This is a genomic window from Pantoea leporis (assembly GCF_028048155.1).
Lineage (GTDB): Bacteria > Pseudomonadota > Gammaproteobacteria > Enterobacterales > Enterobacteriaceae > Pantoea > Pantoea leporis.
The window spans coordinates 1297172-1311238 of sequence record NZ_JALMEU010000001.1; the positions used below are offsets into that span (position 1 = coordinate 1297172).

General features: G+C 57.8%; 15 protein-coding genes. 9 read left to right on the plus strand and 6 right to left on the minus strand.

From position 1 onward, the window contains the following. Window positions 1-90 precede the first annotated feature (90 nt). On the minus strand, window positions 91-594 hold the full coding sequence (locus MWH02_RS06140; protein ID WP_192236681.1) for a DUF1198 family protein: 504 nt from the start codon (window positions 592-594) through the stop codon (window positions 91-93). A gap of 175 nt (window positions 595-769) precedes the next feature. Between MWH02_RS06140 and folD the strand changes: the two genes are divergently transcribed. Together folD and ybcJ are read left to right on the plus strand one after the other, a co-directional pair. Continuing rightward, on the plus strand, window positions 770-1636 hold the full coding sequence (gene folD / locus MWH02_RS06145; RefSeq protein WP_036648219.1) for a bifunctional methylenetetrahydrofolate dehydrogenase/methenyltetrahydrofolate cyclohydrolase FolD: 867 nt from the start codon (window positions 770-772) through the stop codon (window positions 1634-1636). Next, on the plus strand, window positions 1636-1848 hold the full coding sequence (gene ybcJ / locus MWH02_RS06150) for a ribosome-associated protein YbcJ (RefSeq protein WP_007890771.1): 213 nt from the start codon (window positions 1636-1638) through the stop codon (window positions 1846-1848). The genes folD and ybcJ overlap by 1 nt, the downstream gene beginning before the upstream one ends. A 25-nt stretch (window positions 1849-1873) precedes the next feature. Here ybcJ and MWH02_RS06155 read toward each other — a convergent pair whose 3' ends face one another. After that, window positions 1874-2980: an AAA family ATPase gene (locus tag MWH02_RS06155; RefSeq protein WP_101763306.1), complete on the minus strand. Its 1107-nt coding sequence runs from the start codon at window positions 2978-2980 to the stop codon at window positions 1874-1876. Window positions 2981-3013: 33 nt separating this feature from the next. Then, complete coding sequence (gene cysS, locus MWH02_RS06160) at window positions 3014-4399, minus strand: cysteine--tRNA ligase (protein WP_271460090.1); 1386 nt, start codon at window positions 4397-4399, stop codon at window positions 3014-3016. Between the two features lie 371 nt (window positions 4400-4770). On the opposite strand from cysS, the gene ppiB reads away from it, so the two are divergent. The 4 genes from ppiB to purK all read left to right on the plus strand — a co-directional run bounded on the left by ppiB (window position 4771) and on the right by purK (window position 7683). Beyond that, window positions 4771-5265, plus strand: coding sequence for a peptidylprolyl isomerase B (ppiB, locus tag MWH02_RS06165; RefSeq protein ID WP_008103818.1), 495 nt, complete (start codon window positions 4771-4773; stop codon window positions 5263-5265). Continuing rightward, entirely contained in the window at window positions 5265-5981 is a 717-nt protein-coding gene (locus MWH02_RS06170; protein ID WP_271460091.1) for a UDP-2,3-diacylglucosamine diphosphatase, read from the plus strand. The genes ppiB and MWH02_RS06170 overlap by 1 nt, the downstream gene beginning before the upstream one ends. Before the next feature lie 131 nt (window positions 5982-6112). Beyond that, window positions 6113-6622 carry a 5-(carboxyamino)imidazole ribonucleotide mutase gene (gene purE, locus MWH02_RS06175; RefSeq protein WP_192236684.1) on the plus strand — a complete coding sequence of 170 codons (510 nt, stop codon included), beginning with the start codon at window positions 6113-6115 and terminating at the stop codon, window positions 6620-6622. After that, window positions 6619-7683, plus strand: coding sequence for a 5-(carboxyamino)imidazole ribonucleotide synthase (gene purK / locus MWH02_RS06180; RefSeq protein WP_271460092.1), 1065 nt, complete (start codon window positions 6619-6621; stop codon window positions 7681-7683). The genes purE and purK overlap by 4 nt, the downstream gene beginning before the upstream one ends. A 116-nt stretch (window positions 7684-7799) precedes the next feature. Here the strand turns inward: purK and MWH02_RS06185 are convergent, their stop codons facing one another. From MWH02_RS06185 to ybbA, 3 genes are all read right to left on the minus strand, one after another. After that, the gene (locus tag MWH02_RS06185; protein ID WP_101762377.1) at window positions 7800-8543 is read right to left on the minus strand and encodes a class I SAM-dependent methyltransferase; all 744 of its coding nucleotides are present in this window, start codon (window positions 8541-8543) and stop codon (window positions 7800-7802) included. Window positions 8544-8625: 82 nt separating this feature from the next. After that, a complete protein-coding gene (ybbP, locus tag MWH02_RS06190; protein ID WP_271460093.1) occupies window positions 8626-11043 on the minus strand; it encodes a putative ABC transporter permease subunit YbbP in 2418 nt (805 codons plus the stop codon). After that, on the minus strand, window positions 11040-11726 hold the full coding sequence (gene ybbA / locus MWH02_RS06195; protein WP_217547357.1) for a putative ABC transporter ATP-binding protein YbbA: 687 nt from the start codon (window positions 11724-11726) through the stop codon (window positions 11040-11042). Before ybbA ends, ybbP begins: the two co-directional genes overlap by 4 nt. On the opposite strand from ybbA, the gene tesA reads away from it, so the two are divergent. From tesA to MWH02_RS06210, 3 genes are all read left to right on the plus strand, one after another. Then, on the plus strand, window positions 11694-12320 hold the full coding sequence (gene tesA, locus MWH02_RS06200; RefSeq protein ID WP_176971305.1) for a multifunctional acyl-CoA thioesterase I/protease I/lysophospholipase L1: 627 nt from the start codon (window positions 11694-11696) through the stop codon (window positions 12318-12320). The genes ybbA and tesA overlap by 33 nt on opposite strands. Window positions 12321-12351: 31 nt before the next feature. Beyond that, window positions 12352-13125 (plus strand): SDR family oxidoreductase, encoded by a 774-nt coding sequence (locus tag MWH02_RS06205; RefSeq protein ID WP_101762381.1) that lies wholly within the window; start codon window positions 12352-12354, stop codon window positions 13123-13125. A 79-nt stretch (window positions 13126-13204) separates the two neighbouring features. After that, window positions 13205-14059, plus strand: a complete 855-nt coding sequence (locus tag MWH02_RS06210; protein WP_101762382.1) for a co-chaperone YbbN — start codon at window positions 13205-13207, stop codon at window positions 14057-14059. The last annotated feature ends 8 nt before the right edge of the window (window positions 14060-14067 follow it).

Sequence of the window (14067 nt, forward strand, 5' to 3'; positions counted from 1 at the left end):
GATTGGGTCGGATTATACGTCCAGCGGCTCGCGCGTCAACGTTTTTGCCCTTCCAGAGCAGCGGAGTGCTGCCAGATTAACCAAAACCCCTTAATGCCGCTTGCGCCACTCGCTCATCGACACCAGATTCCCGCCCTGCTCCGTTTCGCCTTCCAGCTCAATCCCTTGCTGCGTGAAATGCGCATTGTACTGGTCGCGCAGCGCATGCAGTTCCTGGCTGTCCGGCTCCAGCTGGCGCAAGAACCCCAACGCCAGCAACAGCTGCTGCCGTGAAATCAACGCAGAAAACCCCGCCCGGCTCAAAATCCCATGCCAGCGCTGCCTATTTTCGTCGCTGCCATCGACAATCAGCACCTGCCAAATCAGCAGCACCGCAGCGCCATTGTGCAGATGCGTGTCGTTATCGCCCGCGATGTAGTCGGTAAACTCTTTTGCCGCCTCTTTGCCCATCAGCGACAGCATCGATTCGATATGCACCGGCGGCAGTTGCAACCGTTTATTGAGCGCCTGCACCGCATGGCGCGAGCTGGCCGTCAGCAGCTGAAAACCTACCACGAACACCACCGCCAGCGTGGCGAGAATTAACCAAATCATCACGTCATCCATCTCATTCACTGCCGGGCATCATAAGCGCTAACGCGGGCGGGCGCCACGGCGAAAAATCGGGAAAGCGGCGTTGATGGCGAATCTCTACCTGACAGCCGGACGCGCTTCTGACAGAATAGGCGCCATCCCCGATCTAACCCTCTACAGATGGATTTCCTCTCTGATGGCAGCAAAAATTATTGACGGTAAAACGATTGCGCAGCAGGTGCGCCTTGAGGTTGCCGAAAAAGTACAGCAGCGTCTGGCGGCCGGCAAACGTGCGCCCGGTTTGGCAGTTGTGCTGGTGGGTGAAAACCCGGCTTCGCAGATCTATGTCGCCAGCAAACGTCGTGCTTGTGATGAAGTGGGCTTCATCTCCCGCTCCTACGATCTGCCCGCCACCACCAGCGAAGCCGAGCTGCTGGAGCTGATTGATACGCTCAACAACGATAACGACATCGACGGCATTCTGGTGCAGCTGCCGCTGCCAGCAGGCATCGATAACGTCAAAGTGCTGGAGCGCATCGTGCCGGACAAAGATGTGGATGGCTTCCATCCGTACAACGTCGGTCGTCTGTGCCAGCGCGCACCGAAGCTGCGTCCGTGTACGCCGCGCGGCATCGTCACCTTGCTGGAGCGCTACAATATCGATACTTACGGCCTGAACGCCGTAGTGGTTGGCGCATCGAATATCGTTGGCCGTCCGATGAGCATGGAGCTGCTGCTCGCCGGTTGTACCACCACCGTTACGCACCGTTTCACCAAAGATCTGCGTCATCACGTTGAGCACGCCGATCTGCTGGTGGTAGCTGTCGGCAAGCCGGGCTTTATTCCGGGCGACTGGATCAAGCCGGGCGCGGTGGTGATTGATGTGGGTATCAACCGTCTCGACAGCGGTAAAGTGGTGGGTGATGTGGAGTTCGAAGCGGCTGCTGAGCGCGCCTCGTACATCACGCCCGTTCCAGGCGGCGTCGGTCCAATGACGGTCGCGACACTGATCCAAAACACGCTGACGGCGTGTGAAGAATTTCACGACATTGAGGAGGCATAATGGCCAGTTTTTCTCTCGGTAAACATGCCCACGTAGATTTGTGCGACCTGCTGAAACTCGAAGGTTGGGTGCAAAGCGGTGCGCAGGCGAAAGCGGTGATTGCGGAAGGCGAAGTGCGCGTCGATGGCGCAGTTGAAACGCGTAAGCGCTGCAAGATTGTTGAAGGCCAGAAGGTCGAGTTTGCGGGCTTTAAGATTACGGTTGTTGCCTGACCTTTAGGCGTCCCAATCGGGACGCCTAAATCCGCTCTTCCCCCACCACCCGAGTTTCCCCTTCGATTTGCTCCAGCGCGATGTGATTCACCGCCGTATGCTGCGCAATCAGCGTCGCCAGTTTCGGTGAATGGCTGGTGATCCACAGTTGGCTAAACTGGCTGGCTTCGGCGATCAGTCGTGCTAATGCAGGCAACAAATCTTCATGCAAACTGTTTTCCGGTTCATTCAGCGCCATAAACGCCGGCGGACGCGGGCTGAGCAGCGCCACCACTAAGCAGAGAAAGCGCAGCGTGCCATCCGAGAACTCGGCGCTCTCCAGCGGGCGCAAAATCCCCCGCCGTGACATCAGCATCTGAAAACGCCCGTTCTGCACGTCAACGTGAAATTCCGTGTCCGGGAAGGCTTCGGCCATCACCTCAAGCAGTAATTCGGAATGACCGCGTTCAACAATTGTGGCCCAGGCTGCGGCCAAATTGCTGCCATCGTGGCTCAGTACCGGCGCACGCACGCCAATCTGCGGCGCACGAATCGGCGAACCGGGCCACACCGCAAACTCATGATAGAAACGCCACTGGCGTAACCTTTCACGTACCTGCGAAAGCTCGGGATAAAGGTGCGGCTCGCCAAGCTGCCCAAACAGCGACTCTTCCGGATGCAGCACCGCAGGATAAGCAACGCGTTCGCCCTCAACGTTGTGCAGAAAAGCGGTTTGATTTTGCCGCTGCAGGATGCAGGAGGAAGGACGCCGACGCTGGCCGCTCATCCATATACGCTCCTCTTTCACCAGCGGATCGAGGTTAAACATGCTGGTGGCTAACGGCTCAGGAAAACCGATATCAAGCTGATAATCCATATCATCCATTACCACCGCGAGCGCCAGACGTTTAGGATCGTGGCGACGATCGCCGCGCCGCAATCCGCCCGCCCACATCGCTTTCTGGATGCCGCCCTCTTCCGCCAGCGCCAGCGCTAAACGTCCGCTCGCCGCTTCGTGCAGCAATCGCACCGCTTTATAAAGGTTGGATTTTCCGCAGCCGTTCGGGCCGCTCACCACGTTGAGCTGTTGCAGCGGTAGCGTCAGGTCGCGCACCGAGCGGAAGCCGTGAATATGAATCTGTTCAATCGCCATCAATAAAAAAGGGCGATTTCTCGCCCTCTCCGGTTATTTGCGTCGCCAGCTGGAACCTTGCGGCCCATCCTCAACGATCACGCCCAACTCATTGAGCTTATCGCGCGCCACATCCGCCTGCGCCCAATCTTTGGCTGCACGCGCATCGGAACGGGCTTTTACCCAATGCTCGATTTCCGCCACTTCATCGTCATTCACCTGCGCACCGCTTTGCAGGAACTGCTCGGGATCCTGCTGCAGAATGCCGAGCACGTTAGCGATCTGACGCAGTTTCGCTGCCAGCGCATCAGCGGAGGCTTTGTCTTCGGTCTTCAGGCGATTCACTTCACGCGCCATATCGAACAACACCGAATAGGCTTCCGGCGTGTTGAAGTCGTCATCCATCGCGGTACGGAAACGCGCTTCAAACTCTTCGCCCCCCGCCGCCGTGGCGCTGGCATCGGTATGCCGCAGCGCGGTGTACAAGCGCTCGAGCGCCGCACGCGCCTGGTTGAGGTTATCTTCGCCGTAGTTGAGCTGGCTGCGATAGTGGCCCGACATCAGGAAGTAACGCACGGTTTCGGCATCGTAGTGCTGCAACACATCGCGCACGGTGAAGAAGTTATCCAGCGATTTCGACATCTTCTCGCGGTCAACCATCACCATGCCGGAGTGCATCCAGTAATTCACATACGGACCATCGTGCGCACAGGTGGATTGCGCCACTTCGTTTTCGTGGTGCGGGAACATCAGGTCCGAACCGCCGCCGTGAATGTCGAAATGGGTGCCGAGCTGTTTGCAGTTCATCGCCGAGCACTCGATGTGCCAGCCTGGACGGCCGTTGCCCCACGGCGAGTTCCACGCCGGTTCGTCGGCTTTAGACATCTTCCACAGCACGAAGTCCATCGGATTGCGCTTCACATCCGCCACTTCGACGCGTGCGCCGGCCTGCAGTTGCTCCAGATCCTGACGCGACAGCACGCCGTAATCTTTGTCGCTCATTACGTCGAACATCACGTCGCCGTTGTCAGCGACATAAGCGTGACCGCGTTCAATCAGCCTGCCGACCAGCTCGATAATCTCGTCGATGTGGCGGGTCGCGCGCGGCTCCAGATCCGGCGGCAGAATGCCGAGCGCGGCGAAATCGTTGTGCATCTCAGCGATCATGCGGTTGGTCAGCGTTTCAATGCTTTCCCCGTTTTGATTGGCACGTTTGATGATTTTGTCATCGATGTCGGTGATGTTACGCACATACTTCAGCTGATAGCCCACGTAACGCAGATAACGCGCCACCACGTCGAATGCCACAAATGTACGCCCATGGCCGATATGACAGAGGTCGTAAACCGTGATACCACACACGTACATACCGACTTGACCGGCATGGATGGGTTTGAATTCCTCTTTCTGTCGACTCAGGGTGTTATAAATCTTTAGCATTGAACGGTTCCGTTTATTTACGTGTGCGGGAATAGAACTATCAAAAATCTTGCTGTTTATTGCGTCAAGCCAACCAGTTAACCACTGTAATCCGTGACTGCACATTCCGTAGCGGCGCGATTTATCGCGCAATAAATTGCGCCGCTACGGAATGTGCGCGCTATGAGAACGGTTTTCATCTCTTAACTGACAAACATCAAGCCGGTTATTGTGCCGTATTTTTCTGACTTGTGCATCGCTCGGTTGCCAACTGCCGTCCGGTTACTGACGCGTTATTGGAAATTGTGATATAAGAAGCGTCTACAAAAATGCCCCGCCGCCTTACAGGCGTGGCAGTTGATACTGACGACAACCTTGACAGGAAGAAAATAATGGTCACTTTCCAGACGAACCATGGCGATATCGTAATCAAAACTTTCGATGACAAAGCGCCGGCTACCGTGAAGAACTTCCTGGAATACTGCGCGGAAGGTTTTTACGATAACACTATCTTCCATCGCGTAATCAACGGTTTCATGATTCAGGGCGGCGGTTTTGAGCCTGGCATGAAGCAGAAAGATACCAAAGCAGACATCCGCAACGAAGCGAACAACGGCCTGAAAAACACCAAAGGCACCCTGGCGATGGCGCGTACTCAGGCGCCACACTCTGCAACAGCCCAGTTCTTTATCAACGTGGCAGACAACGACTTCCTGAACTTCCGTGACGAAAGCCTGCAAGGCTGGGGTTACTGCGTGTTCGCTGAAGTGGTTGAAGGCATGGACGTGGTTGAGAAAATCAAAGCGGTGAAAACCGGCCGCAGCGGCATGCATCAGGACGTTCCGGTTGAAGATGTTGTCATCCAGAAAGTGACTGTTAGCGAGTAATGTCGCGCACGCTGTTTATCGCAGATCTGCATCTGTGTCATGAAGAACCGGCAATTACTGCCGGTTTTCTGCATTTTTTGCAGGGTGAAGCGCGCACGTGCGATGCGCTTTATATCCTCGGCGATCTGTTTGAAGCCTGGATCGGCGACGACGATCCTAACCCGCTGCATCAGCAAATCGCTGCGGCGCTCAAGGCGCTGCCGGTGCCGAAGTTCTTTATTCACGGCAATCGCGACTTCCTGCTCGGCCAGCGTTTTGCGCGTGCCAGCGGCATGACGCTGCTGCCGGAAGAAAAGGTGCTCGATCGCTACGGACATCGTGTGTTGATCATGCACGGCGATACCTTGTGCACCGACGATGAAGGCTATCAGCGCTTCCGCGCCAAAGTGCATCAGCGCTGGTTGCAGCGTCTGTTCCTCGCGTTGCCGCTGCGTCTGCGCATGCGCATTGCCGCGCGCATGCGCAATGGCAGCAAGCAGGCGAATCAGCATAAATCGGTCAGCATCATGGACGTCAATCAGTCCGCGGTGGAAGCCGCGATGACGCGTCAACAGGTGGCGATTCTGATTCACGGCCACACGCATCGTCCCGCCATTCACGCCTTCCCGCTGCACGGCAAAAACGCCGAGCGCGCGGTGCTGGGTGCCTGGCATGAGAACGGATCGATGATTCAACTTGATGCCAGCGGCGTCAGCCTAATCGAATTCCCCTTCTGAAATCCGGGCATCAATGCCCGTTTTCCGCCTACGCAACCGTTTTCCTTGCTGCCATCTCATGCTATTCTCTGTGCCCTTCTTCGCCTGCCCGCCCGGCCAGGTTCGTTTGCATATTCACAGGAGTTGACCGCATGTCATCCAACGCCGCCCCGGCCCGTATCGCCATTGTCATGGGTTCCAAAAGTGACTGGGCTACCATGCAGTTCGCCGAGGAAATTCTTAACAGCCTGGATGTTCCCTTCCACGTTGAAGTGGTCTCAGCTCACCGTACGCCCGACAAACTGTTTAGCTTCGCGGAAACCGCCGCCGACAACGGTTTTCAGGTGATCATCGCCGGTGCCGGCGGTGCTGCCCATTTGCCGGGCATGTTGGCCGCGAAAACGCTGGTGCCGGTGCTGGGCGTGCCCGTGCAAAGTGCGGCGCTGAGCGGCGTCGATAGCCTCTACTCCATCGTGCAGATGCCGCGCGGTATTCCGGTGGGTACGCTGGCAATTGGTAAAGCCGGTGCTGCCAACGCCGCCCTGCTGGCGGCACAGATTCTGGCGATCCACGACAGCGCGCTGTCAACGCGCATCGCCCACTGGCGTCAAACGCAAACTGATGAAGTGCTGAACAACCCGGATCCGCGGGAGGACGCATGAAGCCGGTTTGCATATTAGGAAATGGTCAGTTAGGCCGCATGCTGCGCCAGGCGGGTGAACCGCTGGGCATTGCGGTGTATCCGGTGGGCCTGGATGCAGAACCTTCTGCGCTGCCGATCGCCGAAAGCGTGATCACCGCTGAGATCGAGCGCTGGCCGGAAACCGCGTTAACCCGCGAACTGGCGAGCCATCCGGCTTTTGTGAATCGCGATATCTTCCCGCGTCTGGCCGATCGCCTGACGCAAAAACAGCTGCTGGATCAGCTGAACCTCGCTACCGCGCCGTGGCAGCTGCTGGCCGATAAAGCCGAGTGGCCAAATGTGTTCAACTCGCTTGGCGAGCTGGCGATTGTAAAGCGTCGTACCGGCGGCTATGACGGCCGTGGCCAGTGGCGTTTGCGCGCCCATGAAACCGACGCGCTGCCGGATGAGTGCTACGGCGAATGCATCGTTGAGCAGGGCATTAATTTCAGCGGCGAAGTGTCGCTGGTCGGTGCGCGCGGACACGATGGCAGCACGGTGTTTTATCCGTTAACGCATAACCTGCATCAGGACGGCATTCTGCGCACCAGCGTGGCGTTCCCGCAGGCCGATGCCGCACAGCAACTGCAGGCAGAAGCGATGCTTAGCGCCATCATGCATGAGCTGAAGTATGTTGGTGTGATGGCGATGGAGTGTTTCATTACGCCAGAAGGTTTGCTGATCAACGAGTTAGCACCGCGCGTGCACAACAGCGGCCACTGGACGCAGAATGGCGCGTCAATCAGCCAGTTCGAGCTGCATCTGCGTGCGATTTTAGGTTTGGCGCTGCCAAAGCCGGTGGTGTTTGCGCCGTCGGTGATGGTGAATCTGATTGGTACTGAGGTGAATCTGGCGTGGCTGCAGCAGCCGCTGGTGCATCTGCATTGGTATGACAAAGAGGTGCGTGAAGGCCGCAAGGTTGGGCATCTTAATCTCACCGATAGCGATCACGCACGTCTGGCGTCAGCCTTGAATGCGCTGGTGCCGCTGCTGCCGGAAGCGTATGCAAGCGGGATTGCGTGGGCGGTTGAGAAGCTGTAGTTGAGCTGTTTTTCCCTCACCCTAGCCCTCTCCCACTGGGAGAGGGAACCAATCGAGCTAACATCTCCCTCTGGGAGAGGGCCGGGCTGAGGGCATCAGCCCGCCCAGAACTCCCTTTATCCCACCATCTTCATCGCTACATGGCTCCAGCGATTCAGATGCGTAATCTGGAACCCATGCGCACTGAACAATGCATTCAGCGACGCTTCCGAATGAATCGTAATATGACCGGTGCGCGGCGCAATATACCAGTCAGTCATCCCCAAATGACTCACTTCGTCCGTGGTCGCGGTGCTGAAGAAAAACACCCCGCCTTTTTTCAAAAAACCTGACACTTCTGCCAGCGTTTTATGCGGATCCGGCGTATGCTCAAACACCTCAAAACTGGTCATAAATTCATAAGAATTCAGTTCTGGATAATCGCCGGGCACAAACGGATCCCACGCCACCATATCAATGCCCACTTCCTGCATTAAGCGCGCCAGCGTGCCGGTGCCTCCACCGTAATCCAGCATTTTTTTGCCGTGATATTTTTTGAATAACGTCAAAATCAGATCGCGATTTCTCATCGGTCGATTGATCTCATAGTTAGGATCAAACTGCCCGTAAGCCTCGTTATACATATGCTGTGCATAATCCGCTGGCGTCCAGTCATCGCATGCGTGGGTATACACCAAACCACAGGTCTGGCATTGATGATAATAAATCGCCACGCCGGTGAGCGGATAAGTGTAACGACTGGCATTTTCCGAATGACAGATGGTATTGAAATCGGTCACACCATACAGCGTGGCCTCGCCCTGGCAGACTTTACAGCAGCCGATTTCAACAACGGATTTGACGATAAGTGGAGATGACATGTTTAGCCTTAAATAAGTCTGGTCTGCTTTTATGAGTCGACTCACGCAGACCAGAACTTAAATTTAAGACAAATCGTTTTGCTTATCCGGCACTGAAGCTTCTGAACAGCGCCTTCTGTTTTAACAGCCGAATCCCCAACCAGGCACCGCACAGCGAGAGCAGCAGCGCGCCGCCGATCGGCAAGGCGATCCACAACGTCCAGTCTGGCTGCCACGGGAAATCGAAGATCTTGCGCTGCAAGCCCCACAGCGCCGCTTCCGCGCCCAGCGCCGCCGCAATCCCCGACACCACGCCAAGTAGCGCAAACTCACACCATAAGGTGCCGCGCAGCAGGCGCTTGCTGGCACCCAACGTGCGATAGACCACCAGCTCCTGCCGACGCTGACGCATGCCAACCTGGATCTGCGCCAGCAACAGCAGCACGCCGCACACCGTTACCAGCACCACCATCACTTCCAGCGCCTGACTCACCTGCGTCAGCACCTGACCGATCTGGCGCATCATGCTGCCGATATCCAGCAGGCTCAGCGTCGGGAATGCACGATTAAGCTGCGCCAGCAGCGCCGGATTGCTCTCCATACGGAAGCTGGTCAGCCAGGTTTGTGGCTGCTGATCGAGTGCGCCCGGCGGGAAGATAAAGAAGAAATTCGGCCGCAGACTTTCCCAATCCACCTTGCGCAAGCTGGTGATTTTGGCGCTGAACTGCTGGGTATCGCCGCTGAAGGTTAAGGTATCGCCGAGCTTCACGCCCAGACGATCCGCCAGCTCCACCTCCATTGACACTTCACCGGGCTGCGGCGGCCAGTTACCGGAAATCAGCGGATTGTGATCCGGACGCTCCGCTTGCCACGTCAGATTAAGTTCGCGATTCAGCGCGTTATCCAGCTGCGGATCAGCCTCTTTGCCGTTTAGCTCGGTGAGACGTGCACGCACAATCGGGTAGAAGGTCTCCGGCTTAAGCTGATGTCCGGCCAGGAACTCGCGTACCTGCGGCACCTGCTCTTTGGTGATGTTCAGCAGGAAATAGTTCGGACTGTCCGGCGGAAGTTGCTGTTGCCAGCGATCCAGCAGATCGCCGCGCATCACCAGCAGCAGCGCCAGCAGCATAAATGACAGCGAAAACGCCGCCAGCTGGCTGAGCGTCATCGCCGGTTGACGCAGCAGACGGTTGATCGCCAGGCGCAGCGCCAGATTGCGCACCACCAGCCGACGCAGCAGCAGCAAGGTGCCCCAGCCGAGTAACGCCAGCAGCAGCGCCAGCATCACCACGCCCGCCAGCAGCGCCCACAGCATTTTGCTGCCGCCCATTAGCAGCGCCAGCAAGCCAATCACCACCAGCGCCATTGCCGGCAGATAGAATCGCAGCGGCCAGACGTTCGCCACCGCATCCCGCCGCAGTACGCGCAGCGGTTGCGTCGCCATCAGCAAACGATACGGACGCAAACCCACCAGCAGCGAAATCACAAACATCGCGCCGATCGCCCACAGCCACGGCCAGAAACTCGCCGCAGGCAGCGCGCCCGGCAGCACCGGTTTCAGCATCAGCAGCAGAATCACTTCAATGCCCTGCCCCAGGGCGCTCCCGACAATCGCCGCCAGCAGCAGCACCGCCAACCATTGACCGATAATCAGCCGCTGCAGCGCCTTGCGCGTTGCGCCCAGCGTTTTCAGCACCGCCACCAAATCGTAGCGGCTGCGGCAGTAATGACTCATCGCCACCGCCACCGCAGCAATCGCCAGCATCAGCGTCAGCAAGGCTGAAAGCAGTAAAAACTGCTGCGCACGCTGCATTGAGCGGCCCAGCGCATCTTCCGAATTTTCCACGCTGATCCAGCGCTGATCGGCTTTTAGCTGCGGCGCGATCCAGCTGTCATAGCGCGCCAGGGGTGCCGGATCGCCGGAGAATTTATAGCGCCAGCTCAGACGACTGCCCGGCTGCACCGCACCGGTTTTCTCCACGTCGGCCAGATTCATTAGCAGACGTGGCGCGGTCTGGAACGGATTGAAGCCGCCATCCGGCTCCTGAATCACTTCCCCGGCAATGCGCAGCGTGGTGTCGCCGACATCCACGTTATCGCCCACTTTCAGATTCAACAGCGCCAGCAAACGCGGTGCGACCAACACCGTGCCCGCTTGTGGACGTAGGCCCGGCGGATCGGTTTGCAGCGTGCCGAACATCGGATAGGCATTGTCCACCGCCTTTACGTCCGCCAGCTGCGGCGTCTCTTGCGCGAAGGTCATGGTCATAAAGTGCAGCTGGCTGCTGACCGACAGCCCTTCATCACGCGCTTTGTTAAGCCACGCTTCCGGCGCGGGCGCGGTGGTGCGCAGCGTGCGATCGCCCGCCATAAAGTCGCGGCTCTGCTGGCTTAAGCCTTTTTCCATGCGATCGCTGATCGAACCCAGCGCCAGCACGCAGGCCACCGCAAGCGTGAGCGCCAGCCAGACAATCAGCAGCGAGGGCGAACGCCACTCGCGCCAGAACCAGCGCCAAATCATGACTCCTCCCACAACTTGCCGTCGCGCAGCCGTAAGCGACGGTCGCAGCGCGCCGCCAGTTGTTCATCGTGCGTCACCAGAATCAGCGTGGTGGCAAAATCGCGGTTGAGGGAGAAGAGCAGATCGGCGATACGATCGCCGGTTTTACGGTCGAGGTTGCCGGTGGGTTCATCGGCAAACAGCAAACCGGGACGGCCGCTAAAGGCACGCGCCAGCGCCACACGCTGCTGCTCCCCGCCCGAAAGTTGCGCCGGCAAATGGTGCAGACGATCTTTCAGACCCAGCACCGTCAGCAGTTCCACCGCCTGGCGGCGACTTTCGCGATCGCTGTCGCCACGCAGCAGCGCCGGCAGCTGCACGTTTTCCAGCGCATTCAGCGTCGGCACCAGCATAAAGGATTGAAACACAAAGCCCACTTCGCGCGCGCGCAGCGCCGCTCGCTGCTCTTCATTCATGCTGTGCAGCGGCTGGCCAAGCAGATGCACTTCGCCGCTGCTGCCGTCATCCAGTCCGGCCAGAATGCCCAGCAGCGTGGATTTGCCCGAGCCGGACTCGCCAATCAGGGCGAGGGTCTCAGCTGGTTTGACAACCAGCTCAACTCCGGTAAGGATGGTCAGCTGATGCTCTCCCTGACCGACGGACTTAGTAAGATGATGAACTGCAACAATGTTTTCCGCTGGCATTATCCCTTCCTGTTGTTATTGCTTCTGCTGGTGTCCCGACTCGCCGCCGCCGATACCTTGCTGGTGTTGGGCGACAGCCTGAGCGCCGGGTATCGCATGTCGGCCACGGCGGCCTGGCCCAGCCTGCTGAATAAAGAGTGGCAACAGCAGCCCAAAGTGGTCAACGCCAGCATCAGCGGAGATACCGCAGGACAAGGGCTGGCGCGTTTACCGGGCCTATTAAAACAGCATCAACCCCGCTGGGTGTTAATCGAATTGGGCGGTAACGATGGCCTGCGTGGTTTCCCGCCGCAGAATATCGCCGCGGATCTGACCAAAGTGATCGACGAAGTGAAAGCCGCGAAAGCGCAGCCGCTGCTGATGCAGATTCGTCTGCCGGCTAATTATGGACGTCGTTATACGGAAGCGTTTAGCGCGATCTATCCGCGCCTGGCACAGCAGTACGACATTCCTCTGGTGCCCTTCTTTATGGAGCAGGTCTACCTGAAGCCGGAGTGGATGCAGCAGGATGGAATTCACCCCAATCCGGATGCTCAGCCGTTTATCGCCAACCTGATGGCGACCGAACTGGCTCCGCTAGTAAAGCATGATTAATGCAGGCGTGTGATTTTTAACGGGTAAAGAAATGCAAAAAACAATTCTCATCACCGGCTGCTCGAGCGGCATTGGTTTGGTCGCCGCAAATGACCTTTTATCGCGCGGCTATCGCGTGCTGGCCGCCTGTCGCCGCGCCGACGATGTGGCGCGCATGGAAGCATTGGGATTTACTGGCGTGCAGCTGGATTTGGATGATGCTGCCAGCGTCGATGCCGCCGCCGATCGCGTGCTGGAACTCACCGATCATCGCCTGCACGCGCTGTTTAACAACGGCGGTTTTGGTCAATATGGGCCGCTCAGCAGCGTTTCGCGTCAGCAATTAGAGAAGCAATTTTCCACCAACCTGTTTGGCACTCATCAACTGACCATGCGCCTGCTGCCCGCGCTGCAAGCCAGCGGCAACGGACGCATCGTCAATACCAGTTCGGTACTGGGACTGATCTCGACGCCGGGGCGCGGCGCCTATGCCGCCAGCAAATGGGCGCTGGAAGCCTGGAGCGATGCGCTGCGTCTTGAAGTGCGCGACTCTGGCGTGCGCGTTAGCCTGATTGAACCCGGCCCGATAAGCACGCGTTTCACCGATAACGTGCATCAGGGCCAGCAGGATAAACCGGTACAAAATCCGGGCATCGCCGCGCGTTTCACGCTGCCGCCGGAAGCGATTTTGCCGAAGCTGCGCCATGCGTTAGAGAGCAAACATCCGCGTCTGCGCTATCCGGTGACGCTGGTGGCCTGGGCGATGAGCCTGCTGAAACGCCTGCTGCCAGGTTGGATACTGGATCGCATTTTGCGCAGCAACTAAGCTGCAACGCAGAATCAAACTTGAACCGGGGCAGCTTGCCCCCATATCCTCAACACACTTTCTGACAAGAGACGTATTCATGTCACACGCTTTGATTATCGACATCAACGAATCCAACCTGCAGCAGACCTTAGAACAGTCGATGCAGCTGCCGGTGCTGTTTTATTTCTGGTCCGAACGCAGTCAGCACTGTCTGGAACTGACGCCGGTGCTGGATCGCCTGGCGCAGGAGTATGCCGGTCAGTTTATTTTGGCGAAGCTGGATTGCGATAAAGAGCAGATGGTGGCATCGCAGTTTGGCCTGCGCTCGATCCCAACCGTTTATCTGTTCCAGAACGGTCAGCCGGTTGACGGCTTCCAGGGACCGCAGCCGGAAGAGGCGATTCGCGCCCTGCTGCAAAAAGTGTTGCCGCGTGAAGAAGAAGTTAAAGCGCAGCAGGCGATGCAATTGATGCACGAAGGCAAACCGCTTGAAGCGCTGCCGCTGCTGAAAGACGCCTGGCAGCTGAGCAACAAAAACAGCGAAATTGGCTTCCTGCTGGCAGAAGTGTTGATCACCCTGAACCGCAGCGACGAAGCAGAAACCGTGCTGGATGCGGTGCCGCTGCAGGATCAAGACACGCGTTATCAGAGCCTGATCTCGCAAATCGACCTGTTAAAGCAGGCCGCCGATACGCCCGAAATTCAGCTGTTGCAGGAGCAGTTAGCCAGCGATCCGACCAATGCCGAGCTGGCTGCTAAACTGTCGTTACAGCTGCATCAGGTTGGCCGCAACGAGGAAGCGCTGGAGTTGTTGTTCAGTTTCCTGAAAAGCGATCTCAGCGTCGGTGACGGCCAGGTGCGTAAAATGTTCCAGGAGATTTTGGCCGCACTCGGCACCGGCGACACCCTCGCCACGCGCTATCGCCGCCAGCTTTACTCGCTGCTGTACTGATCGGTACC